Annotated in this window: 17 protein-coding genes; 4 read left to right on the forward strand and 13 right to left on the reverse strand. The window is 62.2% G+C overall.

The genetic code is table 11. The features are described 5' to 3' along the window. Positions 1 to 205 precede the first annotated feature (205 nt). From gshB to P353_RS18490, 7 genes are all read right to left on the reverse strand, one after another. Positions 206 to 1,153, reverse strand: a complete 948-nt coding sequence (gshB, locus tag P353_RS18460) for a glutathione synthase (RefSeq protein WP_034372760.1) — start codon at positions 1,151 to 1,153, stop codon at positions 206 to 208. A 79-nt stretch (positions 1,154 to 1,232) separates the two neighbouring features. Further along, entirely contained in the window at positions 1,233 to 2,447 is a 1,215-nt protein-coding gene (locus tag P353_RS18465) for a benzoate/H(+) symporter BenE family transporter (protein ID WP_269799974.1), read from the reverse strand. Between the two features lie 102 nt (positions 2,448 to 2,549). Next, positions 2,550 to 4,418 carry a potassium transporter Kup gene (locus P353_RS18470; protein ID WP_034372766.1) on the reverse strand — a complete coding sequence of 623 codons (1,869 nt, stop codon included), beginning with the start codon at positions 4,416 to 4,418 and terminating at the stop codon, positions 2,550 to 2,552. A 79-nt stretch (positions 4,419 to 4,497) separates the two neighbouring features. Continuing rightward, positions 4,498 to 5,793 (reverse strand): glutamate--cysteine ligase, encoded by a 1,296-nt coding sequence (gshA, locus tag P353_RS18475; protein WP_003060514.1) that lies wholly within the window; start codon positions 5,791 to 5,793, stop codon positions 4,498 to 4,500. Positions 5,794 to 5,871: 78 nt separating this feature from the next. Beyond that, positions 5,872 to 7,338 (reverse strand): TrkH family potassium uptake protein, encoded by a 1,467-nt coding sequence (locus tag P353_RS18480; protein ID WP_034372769.1) that lies wholly within the window; start codon positions 7,336 to 7,338, stop codon positions 5,872 to 5,874. Between the two features lie 9 nt (positions 7,339 to 7,347). Next, positions 7,348 to 8,808 carry a Trk system potassium transporter TrkA gene (gene trkA / locus P353_RS18485; RefSeq protein ID WP_034372772.1) on the reverse strand — a complete coding sequence of 487 codons (1,461 nt, stop codon included), beginning with the start codon at positions 8,806 to 8,808 and terminating at the stop codon, positions 7,348 to 7,350. Between the two features lie 83 nt (positions 8,809 to 8,891). Then, positions 8,892 to 10,172 (reverse strand): glutamate-5-semialdehyde dehydrogenase, encoded by a 1,281-nt coding sequence (locus P353_RS18490; RefSeq protein WP_034372775.1) that lies wholly within the window; start codon positions 10,170 to 10,172, stop codon positions 8,892 to 8,894. Between the two features lie 107 nt (positions 10,173 to 10,279). On the opposite strand from P353_RS18490, the gene P353_RS18495 reads away from it, so the two are divergent. Next, positions 10,280 to 10,588, forward strand: a complete 309-nt coding sequence (locus tag P353_RS18495) for a hypothetical protein (protein ID WP_034372778.1) — start codon at positions 10,280 to 10,282, stop codon at positions 10,586 to 10,588. Between the two features lie 8 nt (positions 10,589 to 10,596). Here the strand turns inward: P353_RS18495 and holA are convergent, their stop codons facing one another. The 3 genes from holA to leuS all read right to left on the reverse strand — a co-directional run bounded on the left by holA (position 10,597) and on the right by leuS (position 15,164). Then, entirely contained in the window at positions 10,597 to 11,643 is a 1,047-nt protein-coding gene (gene holA / locus P353_RS18500; protein ID WP_034372780.1) for a DNA polymerase III subunit delta, read from the reverse strand. 148 nt (positions 11,644 to 11,791) lie between these two features. Then, positions 11,792 to 12,304: an LPS assembly lipoprotein LptE gene (gene lptE / locus P353_RS18505; protein ID WP_034372783.1), complete on the reverse strand. Its 513-nt coding sequence runs from the start codon at positions 12,302 to 12,304 to the stop codon at positions 11,792 to 11,794. 151 nt (positions 12,305 to 12,455) lie between these two features. After that, positions 12,456 to 15,164: a leucine--tRNA ligase gene (gene leuS / locus P353_RS18510; protein ID WP_034372811.1), complete on the reverse strand. Its 2,709-nt coding sequence runs from the start codon at positions 15,162 to 15,164 to the stop codon at positions 12,456 to 12,458. A 368-nt stretch (positions 15,165 to 15,532) separates the two neighbouring features. Between leuS and P353_RS18515 the strand changes: the two genes are divergently transcribed. The 3 genes from P353_RS18515 to P353_RS18525 all read left to right on the forward strand — a co-directional run bounded on the left by P353_RS18515 (position 15,533) and on the right by P353_RS18525 (position 17,866). After that, the gene (locus P353_RS18515; RefSeq protein WP_034372786.1) at positions 15,533 to 16,753 is read left to right on the forward strand and encodes a mechanosensitive ion channel family protein; all 1,221 of its coding nucleotides are present in this window, start codon (positions 15,533 to 15,535) and stop codon (positions 16,751 to 16,753) included. 59 nt (positions 16,754 to 16,812) lie between these two features. Beyond that, positions 16,813 to 17,394, forward strand: a complete 582-nt coding sequence (locus P353_RS18520; protein ID WP_034372789.1) for a DJ-1/PfpI family protein — start codon at positions 16,813 to 16,815, stop codon at positions 17,392 to 17,394. A gap of 118 nt (positions 17,395 to 17,512) precedes the next feature. Then, complete coding sequence (locus P353_RS18525; RefSeq protein ID WP_034372791.1) at positions 17,513 to 17,866, forward strand: ribbon-helix-helix domain-containing protein; 354 nt, start codon at positions 17,513 to 17,515, stop codon at positions 17,864 to 17,866. A 3-nt stretch (positions 17,867 to 17,869) separates the two neighbouring features. Here the strand turns inward: P353_RS18525 and P353_RS18530 are convergent, their stop codons facing one another. From P353_RS18530 to trxA, 3 genes are all read right to left on the reverse strand, one after another. Next, positions 17,870 to 18,358 carry an META domain-containing protein gene (locus tag P353_RS18530; RefSeq protein WP_034372813.1) on the reverse strand — a complete coding sequence of 163 codons (489 nt, stop codon included), beginning with the start codon at positions 18,356 to 18,358 and terminating at the stop codon, positions 17,870 to 17,872. A 49-nt stretch (positions 18,359 to 18,407) separates the two neighbouring features. Beyond that, positions 18,408 to 19,463 carry a nuclease-related domain-containing protein gene (locus P353_RS18535; protein WP_034372793.1) on the reverse strand — a complete coding sequence of 352 codons (1,056 nt, stop codon included), beginning with the start codon at positions 19,461 to 19,463 and terminating at the stop codon, positions 18,408 to 18,410. Between the two features lie 208 nt (positions 19,464 to 19,671). Continuing rightward, positions 19,672 to 20,622 (reverse strand): thioredoxin, encoded by a 951-nt coding sequence (gene trxA, locus P353_RS18540; protein WP_034372795.1) that lies wholly within the window; start codon positions 20,620 to 20,622, stop codon positions 19,672 to 19,674. Positions 20,623 to 20,629 lie beyond the last annotated feature (7 nt).

Here is a 20,629-nt window from a genome sequence, read left to right on the forward strand (position 1 = left end):
CTCGTTGCTTGCTGCGATCAGCGAAGCCTTGAATTCTATCACAACTTTGCTATCTGATTTCTTTCAGATCGGCTAGCAAAAATTTGCATTTCGCTCAGTGAAGCCTTGCATTGTACACAGATTTTGGCAGGCCAGACAACATCCGCACGGGCATCCAGATAAAGAACCCCGGCAGGCCTTGCCTGCCGGGGTTCTTTATCGCTCCTCAGGCGCTAGCTGCCTGCTCCAGTGCATCAACAAACAGCGCCGCCACATCGCAGCCGGTCTGATCAAAGATCTCCTGGAAGCAGGTGGGACTGGTCACATTGATCTCGGTGACGTTGTGGCCGATGACATCCAGCCCTATCAAGAGCAAGCCACGCTGCACCAGGCGCTCCCCAATGAACTCGGCAATCGCCTTGTCCTGCTGCGCCAACGGCTGAGCAACTCCCTTGCCGCCGGCTGCCAGATTGCCGCGCACCTCATTGCCCTGCGGAATGCGAGCCAGGCAGAACGGCACCGGCTTGCCGCCGATGATGAGCACCCGCTTGTCGCCATGAACGATGTCGGGCAGGAACTTCTGCACCATGACACTGGTGGAGCCGCCCTGATTCAGGGTTTCGATGATGCTGCCCAGATTACGCCCGTCTTCGCCAACCCGGAAGATGCCCATCCCTCCCATGCCGTCCAGCGGCTTGAGGATGATGTCCTTGTGCTCCGCATGAAAGGCACGGATATCCTGGGCACTGCGCGTGACCAGCGTCGGCGAGATGAATTGCGCAAACTCCATGATGGCAAGCTTTTCGGGGTGCTCGCGCAGGGCACTGGGCTTGTTGAAGACCTTGGCCCCCTCGCGCTCCGCCTGACCGAGCATGTGCGTGGCATAGAAGAACTCGGAATCGAAGGGCGGATCCTTGCGCATGACGATGGCGTCAAAGTCTGCCAGTGCCGTCAAAGCGCTTCGCGTCTCCTCGAACCAGCGGTCCTTGTCCCCGGTCAGGGTGATATGCCGCACCTGCGCCATGACCTTGCCACCGCTTTGCCAGGAGATATGGCGGGGCTCGCAGGCCACGATCTGGTGTCCTCGGCGTTGAGCCTCACGCATCATGGCAAAGGTGGAGTCCTTGTAGATGACAAAGGATTCCAGCGGATCGGCAACAAACAGTATTTGCATGGTGAAAAACTCTAGCGGTAGAGGTAGATATCGGCATCATGCCCAGCCGGGCAAAACACCACAATATGACGGCAGATACTCAGGTCCTGCGCGCACGCAGGCTCTGGACAAGCAAGGCTAGGCTGCCAGCGACCACGCCCCAGAAGGCCGAGCCCACCCCTGCGATGACAACGCCGCTGAGCGTGACCAGAAAGGTGATGAGCGCTGCCTCTCGGTGCTTTTCTTCCTTGAAGGCCGTCGCCATGCCGCCGCCTATGGAGCCCAGCAGGGCCAGTCCGGCGATGCAGGCCACCAGCTCCTTGGGGAAGGCGGTCAGCAGACCGGTAACCACTGCACCAAAGATAGCTATCAATATATATAGCACTCCGCACACGGCAGCAGCGGTATAGCGCTTGTTTCTGTCCTCATGCGCCTCGTCTCCCATGCAGATCGCCGCCGTGATGGCACTGAGGTTGAGGGCATAGCCGCCAAAAGGCGCCAACAGCAAGGTCGCCACGCCGGTCATGCTGATGACCCTGGACACCGGTATCGGATAGCCTGTGGCGCGAATCACCGCCACGCCCGGCAGATTCTGCGAGGCCATGGTCACGACGAACAGGGGCAAAGCCAGGCTGATGAGCGCCTGCAGCGAGAACTCGGGAGCCGTGTAGACCGGCATAGCCAGACCTGCGTGTACGGCCGACCACTGCATCTGCCCGCGCAGCGCCGCCCAGGCGGTTCCGGCCAGCAAGGTGATGATGACCGCATAGCGCGGAGCCATGCGCCGCGACAGCAGATAGGCGAGCAGCATGATCAGCACCAGTGACAGATTGGTCTCGGCCGCAGAGAAAGCCTGCATGCCGAACTTGGCCAGCACGCCGGCCAGCAGGGCCGAGGCGATTTCCATGGGGATGCGGTTCATGATGCGCTCGAACCAGCCGGTCACCCCGACCAGGATGATGAGGGCCGCGCTGACGATAAAGGCACCGATCGCCTCTGCCATGGAGAAACCACCTGCCAGCCCAGCGGTTGCCAGCACCGCCGCCCCCGGGGTGGACCAAGCCACCATGACTGGCATGCGCAGAATCAGCGAAGGGACCAGTGAGCACAGACCCATGCCCAGGCCCAGCGCCCAAATCCAGGAAGTGATTTGCTCAGGCGTGGCATGAAAGGCCTGCGCCGCCTGAAACACCAGGGCTACCGAACTGGTAAAGCCTACAAGCACGGCCACAAAGCCTGCGGCCACGGCGGCAGGACTCAAGTCTTTGAAAAAGCGCATCCGTGCATTCTGGCACCACGCCTGCCAGAAATGCAGCACCTCGTGCGACTGTTCATAGCGAGCACGACCATCACTTTTAATCCAATAGCATCAACCTCTTAACAGGAAAGCAATTGATGCATTTTTGACTCAAAGTATCTACAGCTCGATCTTGGAGCCCAGCTCCACCACCGAGTTGCTCGGCAGGTGCAGGAAATCAGCAACCCGGCTCGCATTCCTGTGCATCTGCGCAAACAGCTTTTCGCGCCAGTGCGCCATGGAGTTGTTCATGCGCGGGATGATCACATCACGCGACAGGAAATAGCTGGTGGACATGGAGTCCAGCTTGCAGCCCTGGGTACGCAGCTGCGCCAGCGCAGCAGGCACATCGGGCTCGTTCTTGAAGCCGTAGTGAATGATGACTTCCCAGCAGTCGCCGCCCAGCGACTCTGCCTCCACCCGCTTGTCCATCCCGACCCAGGGCACTTCGTGGTTGCGCACGGTCACAAAGAGATTGCGCTCATGCAGCACTTTGTTGTGCTTGAGGTTATGGAGAAGCGCATGCGGCACAGTGCCGGGCTCCCCCGAGAGGAAAACCGCCGTGCCGGGCACGCGCGTGGGCGGATGACGCCAGGTGGATTCCAGAAACTGACGCAGATCCAGCGCATCCGCCTGCAACTTCTGATGCAGCAGCTCACGCCCACGGCGCCAGGTCATCATCAGGGTGAAGACCGTGCCACCGATCAGCAGCGGGAACCAGCCGCCTTCAAACAGCTTGAGCAAATTCGAGGCGAAGAAAGCCAGATCCACCACGAAGAAGAAGCCCGTCGCCAGCAGGCACAAGGCCAGCGAATAGTTCCAGCGATAGCGGATGACAAAGAAGGTCAGCATGGTGGTGATCAGCATGTCCAGCGTCACCGCAATACCGTAGGCCGCCGCCAGATTGCCACTATTGCGAAACAGCAGAACAGCCAGCGCAATCGCCACAAACAAGCCCCAGTTGACCAGAGGCATATAGATCTGGCCAGTCTCCTTCACACTAGTGTGGCGTACTTCAAAACGTGGGAAGTAGCCCAGCTGAATGACCTGACGCGTCACACTGAAAGCCCCTGTGATCAGCGCCTGCGAGGCGATCACTGTGGCCATGGTGGCCATGATGACCAGCGGCAGCAACGCCCAACTGGGCGCCATCATGAAAAACGGGTTCTTGACTGCCTCGGGATTGGCCAGCAGCAAAGCGCCCTGACCGAAGTAATTCAGGGTCAGCGCCGGCATGGCAACGCTGAACCAGGCCAAGCGAATCGGCTTCTTGCCGAAGTGCCCGAGATCGGCATACAGCGCCTCGGCACCGGTCACACAGAGCACGACCGAGCCCAGAATGATGAAGCTGATGCCCGGGCTGTTCCAGATGAAGCTGACCGCGTAATGCGGGCTGAGTGCCGCCAGGATTTCCGGGTGCCCCATGATCTGGTGCACCCCCAGCAGGGCGATACAGGCAAACCAGGTCAGGGTTACGGGGCCAAAGAACTTGCCTATGCCTGCTGTTCCACGCTTTTGCACGAAGAACAGCAGAAACAGAATCACCAGTGTCAGCGGAATCACGGCCTTGGTGAAATGCGGCGAGATGACTTCCAGACCCTCAACCGCCGAGAGCACGGAAATCGCCGGAGTGATCACGCCATCGCCATAGAAGAGCGAGGTGCCGAACATACCCACCAGAAACAACGTGCTAGATAGTCGCGGCTTATCCTTGACTGTCTGCGAGGCCAGAGCCAGCATGGCCACCAGCCCGCCCTCGCCGTTGTTGTCGGCACGCAGCACCAGTGTCACGTATTTGAGGGAGACGATGACCGTGAGCGTCCAGAACAGTACCGATAGCACGCCATAGACGTTGGCCGGCGTGAACGGCACATATCCTGAGCCGAAAACCTCCTTGACCGAGTACAAAACACTGGTTCCGATGTCTCCGTAGACGACACCGATTGCACCCAGGGTCAGGGCGCCTAGCGAGGATTTCGAATTTTGCACGGTTCAGAAAGCGACTCGTAAGGCAGTCACCGAGTGATGAAATTGTCGGCATTGTGCGCTGTCCTCAGCGCCTGCGAAATCAGTCGTAGATTTCTGCGTCGGGATTAGTGGCTTCCAACTCGTAGCTGGCCGCCAACATGGCCAAACGTGCTATCACGCCATACATGTAAAAGCGGTTAGGTGCGCTGGCACCCGGACGCGCGCTGACCTGAGGCAGGTGATTGCTCTGCTGGAAAGCCAGGGGCACGTAGCCCGCACCGGGGGCATTGAGGTTCTCGTCCTCGCCGCGCTCGGGGTGCATGCGGTAGAAACCGCCCACCACGTAACGATCCATCATGTAGACCACGGGCTCGGCCACGGCGTTGTGCATGCGCTCATAGGTCAGCACGCCCTCCTGCACGATGACGTCATGCACGGTCTGGCCGTCCTTGATGACACCCATCTTGTTGCGACTCTTGCGCGGCAGCGCGGCCAGTTCCTTGGCGTCGCGCACGGTCATCACGCCCATGCCGTAAGTGCCGTTGTCGGCCTTGACCACGGCAAACGGCTTTTCCTTGATGCCGTATTCCTTGTATTTGCGGCGCACCTTGGCCAGGATCACGTCCACCTGTTCGGCCAGGGCCTCCATGCCCGTGCCTTCGGCAAAATCGATGTTCTCCACATGGCCGAACAAGGGATTGATCAGCCAGGGATCGATGCCCAGCAGCTTGCCAAAGCGCTTGCCGACTTCCTCGTAGCTCTGGAAGTGGCGGCTCTTGCGACGCACATTCCAGCCCGCATGCAGCGGCGGCAGCAGGTATTGCTCGTAGAGCTCCTCGATGATGCCGGGCACGCCGGTCGAGAGATCGTTGTTGAGCAAAATGGTGCAGGGATCGAAATCCTTGAGGCCCAGGCGACGCTTGCTGCGGATCACCGGCTCCAGCTTGATCTCGTCGCCAAGCGGCAGCGTGATGGACAGCGTCTTCTTGATCTCGGGGCTGATGGAGCCGATACGCACGTTGAGACCCGCCATGCTGAAGATGCGCTTGAGCTGCAGCACGCTGGCCAGATAGTGGGTGTTGCGCGTGTGGTTCTCGGGGATGATGAGCAGATTGCGCGCCTCGGGGCATATCTTTTCGATAGCAGCCATCGCAGCCTGGACAGCCAGTGGCAGCATTTCATCGGTCAGGTTGTTCCAGCCGCCTGGAAACAGGTTGGTATCCACCGGTGCCAGCTTGAAACCCGCATTACGAATATCCACCGAACAGTAGAACGGCGGCGTGTGCTCCATCCATTCCAGGCGGAACCAACGCTCAATGGCAGGCATGGAGTCGAGAATGCGCTGCTCAAGTTCGTTAATGGGGCCGGTCAAAGCCGTGACGAGATGTGGAACCATAAATACCCTCAGGAGACGATGGTGGGGGGCAATTGTAGAGATTGAAGCATGAGATAGGTGTTTTCCCCAGTCTTTGTTTCAACGACGCCAGAATGCCGGTGACAGCAAAGCCATGAAACTCAGTATCTCGAGCCGCCCCAACAGCATGCCCAGAGTACACACCCAGATCTGGAAATCCGTCAACACTGTGTAGTTGGATGATGGACCAACCGCGCCCAGTCCCGGCCCCATGCAGTGCACACTGGCCAGCACGGCAGAGAAGGCGGTCAGAGGGTCGAGATCGGTCAGCAGCAGCACCATGCTCAGCACAATGACGGTGGCACCGTAAACCAGCATGTAGGCCAGCACCGAAAAAATCATCGGGTTATCTACCACCGCATCGCCCAGCCGCACCGGCTGCACGGCCCGCGGGTGCACCAGACGCGTCATCTCGCGCCTGGCCTGCTTGACCAGAATCAGCATGCGCACCATCTTGATGCCGCCTCCGGTCGAGCCCGCACTGGTGGCCACCCCTGACAGCAGCAACAGCAAAACAGGAATGAACACCGGCCAAGCCAGATAGTCCGTGGTGGAAAAGCCGGTGGTCGTGGCGACCGAGACGGTGTGGAACATGCCGTTGCGCAAGGCATCGAGTGGACCATAGACCCCCTTGATCCAGAGCAGCAGCGCCACCAGCAGGCCCGAGCCCAGCAGCACGCCAATCGTGGCGCGCATTTCGGGGTCGCGCATAAAGCTATCGATGCGGCCCTTGCGCATGGCCACGAAGTACAGCGCAAAGTTGCAGCTGGCCAACAGCATGAACAACAGGGCCGCGGCCTCCAGCAGCGGCGAGTTGAAATAGGCAAAGCTGGCATCGTGCGACGACAGCCCGCCCAGACTCACCGTGGCGAACATATGCATCAGCGCATCCAGCGGCTGCATGCCGCAGACCCAGAAGGCCAGAAAACAGCCAATGGAGAACAGCGCGTATACGCCCCACAGTCCCTTGGCCGTTTCGGTAATACGCGGTGTGAGCTTGGTGTCCTTGACGGGGCCTGCGGCCTCCGCCCTGAAAAGCTGAGCACCACCGACACCCAGCAGCGGCAGCACGGCCACGGCCAGAATCAGAATCCCCATGCCGCCCATCCATTGCATGAAGGTACGCCAGACATTGATGGACACCGGCAGCTTATCCAGACCGCTGAGCACCGTGGCCCCGGTTGTCGTCAGGCCCGATACGGCCTCAAAGTAGGCATGGGTAAGGCTGATGGAAATACCCACCCGGTTCAGCCCCATCACCAGCGGCACCATGGCGCACAGCGGCAGCACCACCCAGACCAGCGTCACCAGAATCACGCCATGGCGCGGCTGCAGATCCTGCTTGTGGCGGTGCAGACCACCCCATAGCAGCAGCCCCACGCCAACCGTCAGTCCGATCGACCAGGGGTAGATGCGCCAGATGCCATCCTGCGTGAACCAGGAGATGCCAAAGGGCAGCAACATGGCGCCGGCAAACATGATCATCAGCATGCCCAGCACACGCAGGACAGGAAGCAGGTCTTTCATGTGCGCAGCTTAGAAAAAAGTGGCACTGACACGGAACAGGTTTTCCACGTTGCGCACCAGTCGCTTGTTGGGCAGAAAGAACACCACATGGTCGCCGGACTCGATCACGGTATGGCTGCGCGGAATGATGACCTCGGTCTCCAGTGCCGTGCCCGCCACTTCCTCGCAAGTCTTGCCTTCGGGAATGCCGCGCACGATGAGGCCGATATGCACCTCCTCGGGCAGACGCAGCTCTTCCACCTTGCGCCCAACCACACGCGAGCTTTTGCGGTCGCCGCGTGCCACGATCTCCAGGGCCTCGGCCACGCCACGGCGCAGACTGTGCACGGCCTGCACGTCGCCGCGGCGCACATAGGCCAGGAACTCGCCCAGCATGGCCTGCGCCGGTGACAGCGCAATATCGATCTGCGTGCCGTGCATCAGGTCGGCATAGGCGCGGCGATTGATCAGCGACAGCACGCGGCGCGCGCCCATGCGCTTGGCCAGCAGGCTGGACATGATGTTGTCCTCGTCGTCGTCCGTCAGCGCGAGGAACAGGTCCACCTCCTCGATGCCCTCTTCCTCCAGCAAGGCCTCATCGGTGGCATCACCTTCCAGCACCAGCACTTCAGCAGGCAGCACCGACGACAGGCTCAGACATTGCTGGGCATTGGACTCGACGATCTTGACGTGAAAGCGCCCGGGCGTCTGCGCCAGCTTCCTGGCCAGCCGCAGGCTGACCTGACCGCCGCCCGCAATCATGATGCGGAACACCGGGCGGCTCGGGCGCCCCTCGGGCAGGTTGATGGCCTTGAGAGCCTCGGAGACATGCTCGGTCGCGGCCAGCATGAAGACTTCGTCACCGGGCTCTATGCGCGTGGCCCCGTCGCAGCGCACAAACCGGTCGGGCTCGTCCATGAAGCGGCGGTAGATCGCCACGATGCGCATGGCCAACTCGGGCATGCGCTCGCGCACCTGGGCGATCTGCAGGCCAACGGCAGGCGCGCCGGCGCGTGCGCGCACCGAGGCCAAGGCGGCTCGTCCGCCCGCAAAGGCCCGCACCTGCATGGCTTCCGGGTATTCGATGAGCTTGCGGATGTAATGGGTGACGGATTCCTCGGGACAGATGATGCGATCGACCGCAAAACCCTCCTTGCCCAGCACCGGGTCGTCCACCGCAAAGCTGGACGAGCGCACTCGCGCAATGCGGGTGGGAATATCGAACACGGCCTGGGCAATCTTGCAGCACACCAGGTTCGTCTCGTCCATGGAGGCACAGGCGATCAGCAGATCGGTGTCCTTGGCGCCCGCCTCGGCCAGCACCTGGGGATCGATGCCGTTGCCGACCACGCCACGCAGGTCGAAGCGCGATTCCAGCTCGCGCAATGCGCGCGCATCCGTGTCGATGACGGTGATTCCGTTTTGCTCGGACACCAGACTTTCGGCCACACTCTGGCCTACGCGCCCGGCACCCAGAATAATGATTTTCATGGTGTTATGGAAAGGGATCCAAGCTGCGGCATTGAGTCATATCCGGAAAAGACCGCGCCTGCGGCTTCTGCGGCAGACGGACTTCAGGAACGGACTTCGCCGTCGCCCAAGACTACGTATTTGAGCGAAGTCAGGCCCTCGATGCCCACCGGCCCACGCGCATGGAACTTGTCAGTGCTGATGCCGATCTCGGCGCCCAGCCCGAACTCAAAGCCATCGGCAAAGCGGGTGCTGGTATTGACCATGACGCTGGCCGAATCAACCTCGCGCAGGAATTTCTGTGCGTGCAGGTGATTGGTCGTCAAAATCGACTCCGTATGGTGGCTGGAGTACTTGTTGATATGGGCAATGGCCTCGTCCACACCGTCCACCAGCTTCACGCTGATGATGGGGGCCAGGTATTCCTCGTACCAGTCCTGCTCCACCGCCTCGGCCAGCTTGGCATCCTTGACGGTCTGCAAAATGGCCAGCGCCTCGGCATCGCAGCGCATTTCCACGCCCTTGGCGGCATAGACGGCACCAATCCTGGGCAGGAAGTCTGCGGCCACGGCACGTGCCACCAGCAGGCTTTCGCTGGCGTTGCAGGGGCTGTACTTGTTGGTCTTGGCGTTGTCGGCCACCTTCACGGCCATGGCAATGTCGCAGGGGTCATCCACATAGGTGTGGCAATTGCCATCCAGATGCTTGATGACAGGCACCTTGGCCTCGCGGCTGATGCGCTCGATCAGGCCCTTGCCGCCACGGGGGATGATGACATCCACATAGTCAGGCATGGCGATGAGCTGGCCCACGGCGTCGCGGTCGGTGGTCTCCACCAGCTTGACACCGTCTTCAGGCAGACCGGCTTCGGCCAGCGCCTGGGCCACCAGCCTGGCCAGCGCCTTGTTGGAGTCAATCGCCTCCGAGCCGCCACGCAAGATGCAGGCATTGCCGCTCTTGATCGAGAGGCTGGCCGCTTCGATGGTCACATTCGGGCGGCTTTCGTAAATCATGCCGAACACGCCCAGGGGCACACGCATCTGACCCACGCGGATACCGCTGGGCATTTGCTTGAGGCCACTGATCTCGCCGATCACATCGGGCATGGAAGCGAGCTGCTCGCAACCTTCGGCACAGGTCTGCAGCACCTTGGGCGTCAGGCGCAGTCTGTCGACCATGGGGGCCGAAAGACCATTGGCCATGGCACGCTCCAGATCGCGGGCATTGTCGATCTGCAGCGGCTCGACGTTCTCGCGCAGCAGACGGGCCAGCGCCTTGAGTGCTTTGTTTTTAGTAGCTGCAGACGCACGCGCCATCAGTGCAGAGGCGGCTTTTGCCTGTACACCAAGGTTGTGCATGTATTCGACGGTGTTGAGCGCGTTCATAGAGTGATTTTCGCCGAGATAAGCAAGTTGCGCAGACAAGTCCGACCATGAGGGGGTTTATGGCCCTGCGGACACCTACACTCGGCCTCTGAATCGCAAGGAGACTTATGAGCCACAACACCACAGCGCTGCAGGAAAGCGCCCGCCAGCTCCAGCAGCTGCGCAGCGGATTCGAGCAGCTCGCCCACTCGCAGATCAGCGCCAGCGCCCTCGGCCAGCAGGCACGCGCCGCAAGCACACTGCTTGAGGCGCTGCCGCCACGCTATGGCGAGGTGCTGCTCAATCTACTGGACCGGCTCGAATCCAGCGCGCTGTTCACCGAGGAAAGCTGCTCCTTCAGCCAGAAGGACCTGCTGGACAATCTGCGCATGTGGGCCGACAAGGCCCAAGCCCAGCTCGCCGCCCATCCCGGCTGAGCCGCAGATCAGCGCCCGGCCTGGGCCAGCTGCATGGCCAGCTGCCGCAGCGCCTGCCAGCTGTCGCGTGGCCAGCCCTCGCTGGGCAGGCCTTTGACAATGCCATCCACCGTATGGGCAGCTTTCAGCAACTCGGCCGCGCGAGCATCGCTGACACGTGGCAGCAGCCGCTCCATCAGCCTCTCCTTGGGGCCCCAGATACGGTTTTCGCGCAGCGCCATGGGCAGAGGCTTGCCGCCCGCCATGGCATCTTTCACGCGCTTGATGTTGCGAATGTCCTCGGCCAGCGCCCAATGCACCAGCACCTCGGCCTCGCCTTCGGCCTGCAGGCCATCCAGCATGCGCATGCTGCGCGCCACCTGGCCCGAGAGCACGGCCTCGGACAGTTTGAACACGTCATAGCGCGCCACATTGAGCACGGCCTGCTCCACCTGCGCCAGGCTCAACTCGCCCTCGGGGTGCAGCAGGGCCAGCTTCTGAATTTCCTGGTGCGCGGCCAGCAGATTGCCTTCCACGCGGTCGGCAAAGAACTGCAGCGTGCGCTGCCCCTCTTCACCTGCGGCCACACGCTGGTTCTGCAGCGCCAGACGCTGGGCAATCCAGTGCGGCAGCGCACCGCGCTCCACAGGGTCAACCTGGATGGAGACGCCATTGCCGTCCAGCGCCCCAAACCAGGCCCCGGTCTTGGTGGCCTTGTCCAGGCGCGGCAGACTGATCAGGGTCAACGTGCTGTCGTTGCCCTGGGCGCTGCTGGCCAGCTGCTGCAGCGCGGCACTGCCATCCTTGCCGGGCTTACCACTGGGGATGCGAATTTCCAGAATCTGCTTGTCCGCAAACAGACTCAGGCTGCCACCTGCCGCCAGCACGCCGCTCCAGTCAAAGTGCGCGCCCATGACGGTATAGCTGCTGCGCTCGGTATAGCCCTGAGCACGCGCCGCTACACGAATCGCATCGGCCGCTTCCTGCTGCTGCAACGGCTCGTCGCCATGCAGCACATAGAGCGAGCGCAAGCCCTTGGCCAGATGGGAGGAAAGCTGGTTCAGCGCAAGCTGCATGGAGAAGAATTTTCTATAAAAAGTATCTGAAACGCCCTGAGCTCAAACGTCAGCAGCTATCCAATTCAGCAGGTCATCGCTGACGACTCGCGGCCTCCGCCAGGGGACGGCAGGCGGCGCCCCGCCGCGCAGCGACTCAGGCAATGGCTTATGACACCTGCAGGCTCTTGACTGCAGCCAGACGGCGAATGATCTGCTGCACGATGTCGTTGCGCATGTCCTTGTTCAGCATTTCCTCTTCCGAGGCCTTGGACAAGGCATTGGTTTCGTTATAGGTCACGTTGCGGATCTGGCGAATCTCGACAGGCTCGATCAGCTCGTCGCCGCCGGGCGTACGCAACGAGAAGCGCACGATCAGGCGCAACTCGATTTCACGCACCTGACCCGCCACGTTGGAGCCGATAATCACGCGCTGGGCCTGCTCGCTGATGATCTGGCAGATCACTTCCGCAGTATCGGGCGAAGCCGGGTCCTTGATCACGGTCAACTTGTCGCTGGCCGACTCCAGACTGCGGCGCAGCAAAGTGCCCACGGGCGCACCGCGCCCTGCCTGCACGTAAATGGAGCGAAACACAAAATTCGGCGCGCCGCGCAGGCGAAAGCCGCAGGCTCCCAGCAAAGGCGTCAGGGCCATGGCGGCCAGCAGCGTACGTTTTTGCATCAACTGTCCTTTTATCTTCAACCCGAGCAGCGAATTCGCCGCCCTGCTGCGAGCACCGCCTCTTGCGCCAGGGATAGCAAGCAAGGGCAGCCCCGCAGCGAGGCTATCGTCTCCCTGGGGGAAAGGCGCGAAGCGCCTCAGGGGGAGTCATTTACACAACAATATTCACCAGACGACCCGGCACCACGATGATCTTCTTGGGTGCACGGCCTTCGGCAAACTTCTGGTACTCCTCATTGGCCAGCGCCGCCGCCTCGATGGCCGCCTTGTCGGCTGTGGCGGACACCAGGATCGCACCGCGCAACTTGCCGTTGACCTGCAGCACCAGCGAGATCTCGTCCTGCACCAGAGCCTTGGGGTCGACCTGCGGCCAGGGGGCATCGAGCAGATCGCCCAGGTGGTTGGCATAGCCCAGCTCGCTCCACAGCACATGCGTCAGGTGGGGCGTTGCAGGGTAGAGCACGCGCAGCAGAATGCCGAAGCCTTCGATCAGCGCCACCTTGGCACCGGCGTCATCCAGGGCCTTGAAGTCTTCCAGCGCATTGATCATCTTCATCGCGCCGGAGACCACGGTGTTGTATTGCATGCGCGAGTAGTCGTACTCGACCTGCTTGAGCACGTTGTGGATTTCCAGACGCAGGGCCTTGGCCGCCTTGCCGAACTCCACATCGTCCAGCGACTTGGCACCGGCCACGCCCTGCACCGCAGAAGCCATGTCCATGCCTGTCAGCTTGCTGCCGAAGTTGTAGACGCGGCGCAGGAAGCGATAGCTGCCTTCCACGGCGGCATCGTTCCACTCCAGCGTCAGCTCGGGCGGCGAGGTGAACATGGTGTACAGACGTGCGGTGTCGGCGCCGTACTTCTCGATCAGATCCTGAGGGTCCACGCCGTTGTTCTTGGACTTGGACATGGTGCCCACGCCTTCGTAGTCGATGGCGGTGCCCACGGGCAGCAGGCCGTCGGCGCTGTCCACTTCGACCTTCAGCTTGGCGCCGATGATCTTGCCGGACTCGTCGAACACATGCTCCACATCCTTGGGCCAGAAGTATTCCTTGGCGCCCTTGGCCGTGCGACGGCTGTAGATGTGGTTGAGCACCATGCCCTGGGTCAGCAGCTTGGTGAAGGGCTCGTCGATCTTGACCAGACCCAGGTCGCGCATGACCTTTGTCCAGAAGCGCGCGTACAGCAGGTGCAGGATGGCGTGTTCCACGCCGCCGATGTACTGGTCCATGGGCATCCAGTAATCGGCGCCGTCGGCCACCATCTGCTCGCTGTTCTTGGCGTCGCAGTAGCGCATGAAGTACCAGGACGAATCCACAAAGGTGTCCATGGTGTCGGTTTCACGGCGGGCAGGCTTGCCGCAGCAGGGGCAGACCACGCCAGCGTGGAAGGCCTCGGACTTGACCAGCGGATTGCCGGAGCCATCGGGCACCAGATCCTGAGGCAGGACCACGGGCAGGTCCTTCTCGGGCACGGGCTGAGAACCGCAATCGGCGCAATGAATGATGGGGATGGGAGTGCCCCAGTAGCGCTGACGGCTCACGCCCCAGTCGCGCAGACGCCAGGTGGTCTTGAGCTCGCCCAGGCCCTTGTCGCCCACGATCTTGGCCACGGCCTGCACCGCATCCTTGTGGTTCAGACCGTCGAGATCGCCGGAGTTGATCAGTACGCCGCGCTCCTTGTCGCCGTACCAGTCACTCCACTGCTTGTCGTCATAAGCGGCCTGGCCTTCCACGGACACCACCTGCTTGATGGGCAGGCCGTACTTGTTGGCGAAGGCGAAATCGCGCTCGTCGTGGGCGGGCACGCCCATCACGGCGCCGTCGCCATAGCTCATCAGCACATAGTTGCCGATCCACACCTCGACTTGCGCGCCGGTGATGGGGTGGGTGACGAACAGGCCAGTGGGCTTGCCTTCCTTTTCCTTGACGGCCAGCTCGGCTTCGGTGGTGCCGCCCTTGTTGCACTCCTCGATGAAGGCTGCCAGCTCGGGGCTGGAGGCCGCCGCATGCAGCGCCAGCGGGTGCTCGGGGGCGACTGCACAGAAGGTCACGCCCATGATGGTGTCGGCACGCGTGGTGAAGACATACATCTTGCCGTCCTGGATCAGCTGGCCGTCAGCCCCCTTGATGTCATGGGTGAAGGCAAAGCGCACGCCGGAGGACTTGCCGATCCAGTTTTCCTGCATCAGGCGCACCTTGTCGGGCCAGCCGTTCAGAGTGGCCTTCTCGTTGCCGACCTGCACATGGTCCAGCAGCTCCTGGGCGTAGTTGGTGATGGCCAGGTAGTAACCGGGGATCTCGCGCTTTTCCACCAAAGCGCCGGTGCGCCAGCCGCGGCCGTCAATGACCTGCTCGTTGGCCAGTACGGTCTGATCCACCGGGTCCCAGTTCACCACCTGGGTCTTGCGGTAGGCAATGCCTTTTTCCAGCATCTTGAGGAACAGCCACTGGTTCCACTTGTAGTACTCGGGGTCGCAGGTGGCGACCTCACGGCTCCAGTCGATGGCCAGACCCATGGCCTGCATCTGCTTTTTCATGTACGCGATGTTCTCGTACGTCCACTTGGCAGGCGGCACCTTGTTCTTCAGCGCGGCGTTCTCGGCAGGCAGGCCGAAGGCATCCCAGCCCATGGGCATCAGGACGTTGTAACCCTTCATGCGCAGCTGGCGCGTGAGCATGTCGTTGATGGTGTAGTTGCGCACATGGCCCATGTGCAGCTTGCCGCTGGGGTAGGGCAGCATGGAGCAGGCGTAGTACTTGGGCTTGCTGCCGTCTTCGGTGACGCGGTAGGCGTCCTTGGCTTGCCAGTGGTCTTGCGCGGCGCGCTCGACCTCGATGTGGTTGAATTTTTCTTGCATGGTGCAGTGCAGTGGCCGCCAGCCCCACTTGGGACCCGGCAAGGTAGAAATCTGAAATCAGCAGGGATTTTAGGCTGCCCGACCGCTTGCGCCGGTTTAGCCCCGCATGACCGCAGAACCCGCTGCGCCATCCGGGCGGCCTTCCTGCACGCCACGCTGGGAAATAAGGCTTTGCGTAAGCTAGTGGTTGTTCACACATCGCTGAACTTTTTGCACGCCTGCCGGTCTGACCGGCCTGTTTCCGTGCCCGACGCCATCGCCTGCCTTCTGCCCGAAGTTGCCAGACTTGCGCTCCTGCCCCGGTCCATTCTTCTGAGGAGCTGCTCTTGCTTTCCCGCTGGTCTTTTGTTTCTGACTGGAATCCCGCCATGCAAATGCTGGCCTCGCTCTGCGTCCTGGCCCTGACCGCCCTTGTGGCCGGCTGGCTGACCCAGTGGCTGGGGCTCAAGGTCTTTCGCCGTATGCGCGACACCCTCAAGACCGGCTGGGCCCAGATCCTCATGCACGACAAGGTGCTGCGCCGCCTGGCCAAGGTCGTGCCTTCGCTGATCGTGCAGTTCGGCATCCAGGGCGTGCCGCATCTGGAGCCGCGCTGGACCACGCTGATCACCAATGTGGCGGTGGCCTTCACGCTCTACCACCTGGCGCGCGTGCTGTGCGATCTGCTCAATGCCACGAACGAGGCCCATGAACGCGACGAGGCACGCAAGGCCGCCGTCCAGACCCATTCCATCAAGAGCTATGTGCAGCTGGGCAAGCTGCTGGTCTGCAGCTTTGCCGTGGTACTCATCGTGGCCACGCTGATGGACCGCTCTCCGCTGCTGCTGCTCTCGGGCCTGGGCGCCATGTCGGCCGTGCTGATGCTGGTGTTCAAGGACACCATACTCTCCTTTGTCGCCGGCGTTCAGCTCGGCAGCAACGACATGCTGCGCGTGGGCGACTGGATAGAGATGCCCCAGGTCGGTGCCGACGGCTTTGTGACCGATATCGCGCTCAATACCGTCAAGGTGCAGAACTGGGACAAGACCATCACCACCATCCCTACCTGGCGGCTGATGACGGACAGCTTCAAGAACTGGCGCGGCATGTTCGACTCGGGCGGACGCCGCATCATGCGCTCGCTGAACCTGGACGCCAACACCGTGCATCTGCTCTCGCCCGAGGAACGCGCAGGCATGGGCCATATCGCCCTGCTGCAACCCTACTGGAGCGAGCGCGACGGCCTGCAGGCCATGCCCGGCGCGGCCGAGGCCGCCATGCCTACCCAGGCCATCGCCGCCCACCAGGTGACGAATCTGGCCGCCTTCAAGGCCTATGCCTATGCCTATCTGATGGGCCACCCGCGCATTGGCAAAGGCCCGGGCATGTTCCTCATGGTGCGCACCATGGAGACATCGCCCACGGGGCTGCCGCTGCAGCTGTTCTGCTACACCAACACCACCGTCTGGGTGGAGTACGAAGGCATACAGGGCGAAATCTTCGACCACCTGATCGGCGTGCTGCCGCAGTTCGGACTGACGCTGTACCAGCGCTCGTCGGACTACGGCACCCACTATCCGCCCGCCCGTCCCGATGTAGTAGCCCGTTAATACCTGCCGCGTGCCCTGACTGCCCACAATGGCCTGACCCAACCACAAGGAGACAGACCATGGCAGGCAAGAAGATTTTGATGATTTGCGGCGATTACTGCGAGGACTATGAAACCATGGTCCCGTTCCAGGCCCTGCTGGCCGTGGGCCATACGGTGCACGCGGTCTGCCCCGACAAAAAGGCCGGCGACCAGATCAAGACCGCCATCCACGACTTTGAAGGCGCACAGACCTATAGTGAAAAGCCCGGCCACAACTTCACGCTCAACGCCACGTTTGCCGATGTGAAGCCCGAGCATTACGACGCCCTGGTCATCCCCGGCGGCCGCGGCCCCGAGTATCTGCGCGGCTATGAAAGCGTGCGCGCAGCCGTACGTCACTTCTTCGACACCAACAAGCCCGTGGCCGCCGTCTGCCACGGCGCACAGCTGCTGGCCGGAGCCGGCGTGCTCAAGGGCCGCACCTGCTCGGCCTATCCCGCATGCCGCGCCGAGGTGGAACTGGCCGGGGGCAGCTATGCCGACATTCCCGTCGACCAGGCCCATACCGAAGGCAATCTGGTCAGCGCTCCGGCCTGGCCCGCTCATCCGGCCTGGATTGCACAGTTTCTCGCGCTGCTGGGCACGAAGATCTCACTCTGAAATTGACCTTCAGCGCTTTCCCATCAAGCGCAACAAGCTATCAATTCAAGAGTCACCTACTTGACGCCGCACTCACCGGGCCACACCATGGCCCGGTTTTGTTTTGGAGAGTCGCGCCATGTGCCAGGTCTTTATCAGCGCCGATCCGCAGCTCTGGGCCCACCGGGCCCGCTCCATCCGGCTGCATGGAGTCGCCACCAGCATCCGGCTGGAAAACCTGTTCTGGCAGGTACTCGAAGAGATTGCCGCGCGCGACGGCTATACCGTTCCCCAGCTCTGCACCAAGCTCTACGACGAGCTGCTGGCAGAGCGCAAAGCGGCGGGCAACTTCAGCTCTTTCTTGCGCGTGTGCTGCACCCGCTATCTGGCGCTGCAGCTGTCGGGCGAGATTCCGCAGGACATGGGCATACCGATTCGTTCGCTGGGCAATGCCTCGTCACTCAAGCCCGCCAGCCCGCAACTGACGCACTGAGGTTCAGCGCAGATATACGGCCTCGAACCGTAGCAGCACACGCCCCTCGGCATCGCTGAGCACCAGCTTCTGCCCCTGCACGGCATAGCTGCTGACCTGGGCCAGGGTTGCCATCAGCAGTTGCTCCCGGCGCATGCCCTGCACACAGGCCATGCGGGTGCCGCCCACAGCCGAAAAACGCAGCCAGCGCCCGTCCAGGCTGTAGTTGCCGCGCAGGCGATTGCAGCCGCCCGCACCATGAAAACGGCCGCTGCCGACCTCCAGCACCAGATGCGGCTCGGGCTGATTGTCATAGGCGCTGACATGCGGGCCGTCGCCCAACTGCACCAGCTTCCAGTAAGTATTGAGCAGTGGTGCCTGCACGGCGGCCATGGCCTCGTCCTCGGACGCGGCGGGCCCTGCATCCGCAGCGCCGCCAGCCAGGACTCCCAACAGCAAGAGCACCCCCAGCGCCGGGCCAAGCAAGGCGTGCAGGTTCGAGAAAGCAGTCATCACAAACACCTTTTCGGCCTTCAACGTACACATACAAAGCGCTTGCAGCTCATTTTTCAGGAGTCTCGGACGCTTGCGCAAGCACCTGTTGCCCGCGAACAAAGCTGCAGTTCATCGCATTCGTACAGCGCCAGATGGCCTGCCCTGCCAGCGGCCCGCGCTGCATCAGCAACTTGCGCAGCGGCCATTCGCATTGCGGGCAGACCGGCACAGCATCGACCCGTCCGGGCCGCACCGGCTCTGCAGCCTCTGCCGCAGTGTCAGCCAACCTGGCGGGAGCCGCAACGGCTGGCTGGGCGGGCTGTACCTGCGCCGACAGATCCCTATCGACTGCGGCCGAAGGCGGCGCCGACATGACGGGCTCCAGCAGAACATCCACGCTCTCGGGGGCGGGCGGCTTGAGCCGCTGGGCCGCGGCTTGCGCCACCGGCTCCAGCCTGGGTTTGCGCGCCTTGCTGGCCGCCTGCAACTGCCGGACATGCGCGACATGCCGCCTGTCGGTGGCACGACCGGGCTGCAACCGCAGCTCTTCGAACTTGTCCAGCAGCGCCTGCATTTGCTCGGGGCTCCACACGGGTTGGGTAAAGCTCTGGATATGGCCGACAAAGCCAAGGCCGCGCGTGACATGGGCCGGCATCTCGGTCTTGAATTCGCAGTCGCCCACAAAGGCGATCACCGAGTGCAGATGCTCGGGCGCAATGTCCAGCAGCGACTGCAAGGTCTTGATGTGTTTGTAGTTCTGGCGCAGCGGGTTCTGGAAGCGGCTGCGCTTTCTGAAAATCTGCTGCGTCCATTCACGCTGCTTTTCGGTGCCGAAAATCCAGCCCTGGAAGTTCTTGGTTTCCAGCACAAACAGGCCGTAGGGCGAAAAGATCAGATGATCGATCTGCGTGCTGCCGCCATCCGCCGTGGGCAGGGTGGCGTCGTGCTTGGCCACATAGATCAGCGGATTGAGCTGCCGGCGAATCGTCGCCTGCACGGCCCGCTCGCCACGCCAGCCCTTGAAGCGCGGCGAGCGCAGCACGCCCACCAGCACCGCAAATGCCAGCGCCAGCCCCAGATAAACAAAGAGGCCCTGAAAGGCCACTGCAAAAATCTGATCCATCGCGAGTCTCATTCAACGCAAGCACCAAAAACTGGCGCGCCCCAAGGCAAGGGACAGCGGGTAAGACCTGGGCGGCCCCCGCCGCCTCGCAGCGAGGCTGTTGTCCCCCTCCCATAGCGCGCAGCGTGTAGAGAGAGAGGGGAGAGAGGGGCGCCCGGCCAGAGGGAAGGCACGGGGCCGCCCAGGCACAGCGCCTCAGGGGGAGCCTTTAGTTCAACGCCATGCTCAGCTTGCGGCGATAGCTGTTGACCAGGGCCGTCGCCTCGTCTTGCTCGGCGCTGTTCTTGCCCAGCAGCTCGATGCCGCCGCTGGTCTTGCCGGGCACGGCATCCTGCTTCTTGGGCTTGGGCGGGGTCAGCAGCTCCAGCACGCCGACGATGAGCTTGCGCGCCGCCTGGTCGTTCCAGGTCTTGTCGCGCATGATGATTTCCAGCAATTCGTCCATGGCATCGGTCCACTGGCTGTGGGCCAGCAGCGCGCGGGCACGGCCAAAGCGGGCGTCGAAGTCGCGCTTGTTGGCGGCGATGGCGGCGTCGTACCTGGCCACATCGGCATTGTCGTCCTGCACGGCAAATTCCAGCGCCTTGAGCCACTGGTTCAGCGCTTCGAAGCGCTGCGGCTGGGGAATGCGCTTGATGGGTTCAGCCAGCAGAGCCGCAGCTTCCTCGAAGCTGCCGGTGGCGATCAGCAGGCGCACATAGTCAAAGCGTGCATCGTCATTGGCCGGATCGGCCGCCAGCGCATCAGCCAGCTTTTGCAGCGCCGCCTGGGTGTCGCCAGACTCCAGCAGGGCCTGGGCTTCGTCGGCGTCAGCCTCGGCCGCCAGCTCGCCTTCGGAGGGCAGATGCTTGTCCAGGAACTCGCGCAGCTTGCCCTCGGGCTGGGCACCCATGAAACCGTCCACGGGCTTGCCGCCGATCATCAGCACGCAGGTCGGGATGGAGCGGATGCCGAACATGCTGGCCAGCTGCTGCTCCTGATCGGAGTCGATCTTGACCAGCTTGAAGCGGCCTTCATAGGCGACTTCCAGCTTCTCCAGCACCGGACCCAGCGTCTTGCAGGGACCGCACCAGGGCGCCCAGAAGTCCACCAGCACGGGCACAGCCATGGAGGCGGCTACGACTTCGGCTTCAAAATTCTCGAGGGTGACGTCAATCATGTGATTC

The sequence above is a fragment of the Comamonas testosteroni genome, from assembly GCF_000761245.1.
GTDB lineage: Bacteria > Pseudomonadota > Gammaproteobacteria > Burkholderiales > Burkholderiaceae_C > Comamonas > Comamonas testosteroni_C.

What these genes read in the sequence shown, in the direction of transcription:
- gshB (WP_034372760.1), bottom strand. Translation starts at nt 1,153, where the DNA reads ATGCAAATACTGTTTGTTGCCGATCCGCTGGAATCCTTTGTCATCTAC.
- gshA (WP_003060514.1), bottom strand. Translation starts at nt 5,793, where the DNA reads ATGGTTCCACATCTCGTCACGGCTTTGACCGGCCCCATTAACGAACTT.
- P353_RS18480 (WP_034372769.1), bottom strand. Translation starts at nt 7,338, where the DNA reads ATGAAAGACCTGCTTCCTGTCCTGCGTGTGCTGGGCATGCTGATGATC.
- trkA (WP_034372772.1), bottom strand. Translation starts at nt 8,808, where the DNA reads ATGAAAATCATTATTCTGGGTGCCGGGCGCGTAGGCCAGAGTGTGGCC.
- P353_RS18490 (WP_034372775.1), bottom strand. Translation starts at nt 10,172, where the DNA reads ATGAACGCGCTCAACACCGTCGAATACATGCACAACCTTGGTGTACAG.
- P353_RS18495 (WP_034372778.1), top strand. Translation starts at nt 10,280, where the DNA reads ATGAGCCACAACACCACAGCGCTGCAGGAAAGCGCCCGCCAGCTCCAG.
- holA (WP_034372780.1), bottom strand. Translation starts at nt 11,643, where the DNA reads ATGCAGCTTGCGCTGAACCAGCTTTCCTCCCATCTGGCCAAGGGCTTG.
- lptE (WP_034372783.1), bottom strand. Translation starts at nt 12,304, where the DNA reads ATGCAAAAACGTACGCTGCTGGCCGCCATGGCCCTGACGCCTTTGCTG.
- leuS (WP_034372811.1), bottom strand. Translation starts at nt 15,164, where the DNA reads ATGCAAGAAAAATTCAACCACATCGAGGTCGAGCGCGCCGCGCAAGAC.
- P353_RS18515 (WP_034372786.1), top strand. Translation starts at nt 15,533, where the DNA reads ATGCAAATGCTGGCCTCGCTCTGCGTCCTGGCCCTGACCGCCCTTGTG.
- P353_RS18520 (WP_034372789.1), top strand. Translation starts at nt 16,813, where the DNA reads ATGGCAGGCAAGAAGATTTTGATGATTTGCGGCGATTACTGCGAGGAC.
- P353_RS18525 (WP_034372791.1), top strand. Translation starts at nt 17,513, where the DNA reads ATGTGCCAGGTCTTTATCAGCGCCGATCCGCAGCTCTGGGCCCACCGG.
- P353_RS18530 (WP_034372813.1), bottom strand. Translation starts at nt 18,358, where the DNA reads ATGACTGCTTTCTCGAACCTGCACGCCTTGCTTGGCCCGGCGCTGGGG.
- P353_RS18535 (WP_034372793.1), bottom strand. Translation starts at nt 19,463, where the DNA reads ATGGATCAGATTTTTGCAGTGGCCTTTCAGGGCCTCTTTGTTTATCTG.
- trxA (WP_034372795.1), bottom strand. Translation starts at nt 20,622, where the DNA reads ATGATTGACGTCACCCTCGAGAATTTTGAAGCCGAAGTCGTAGCCGCC.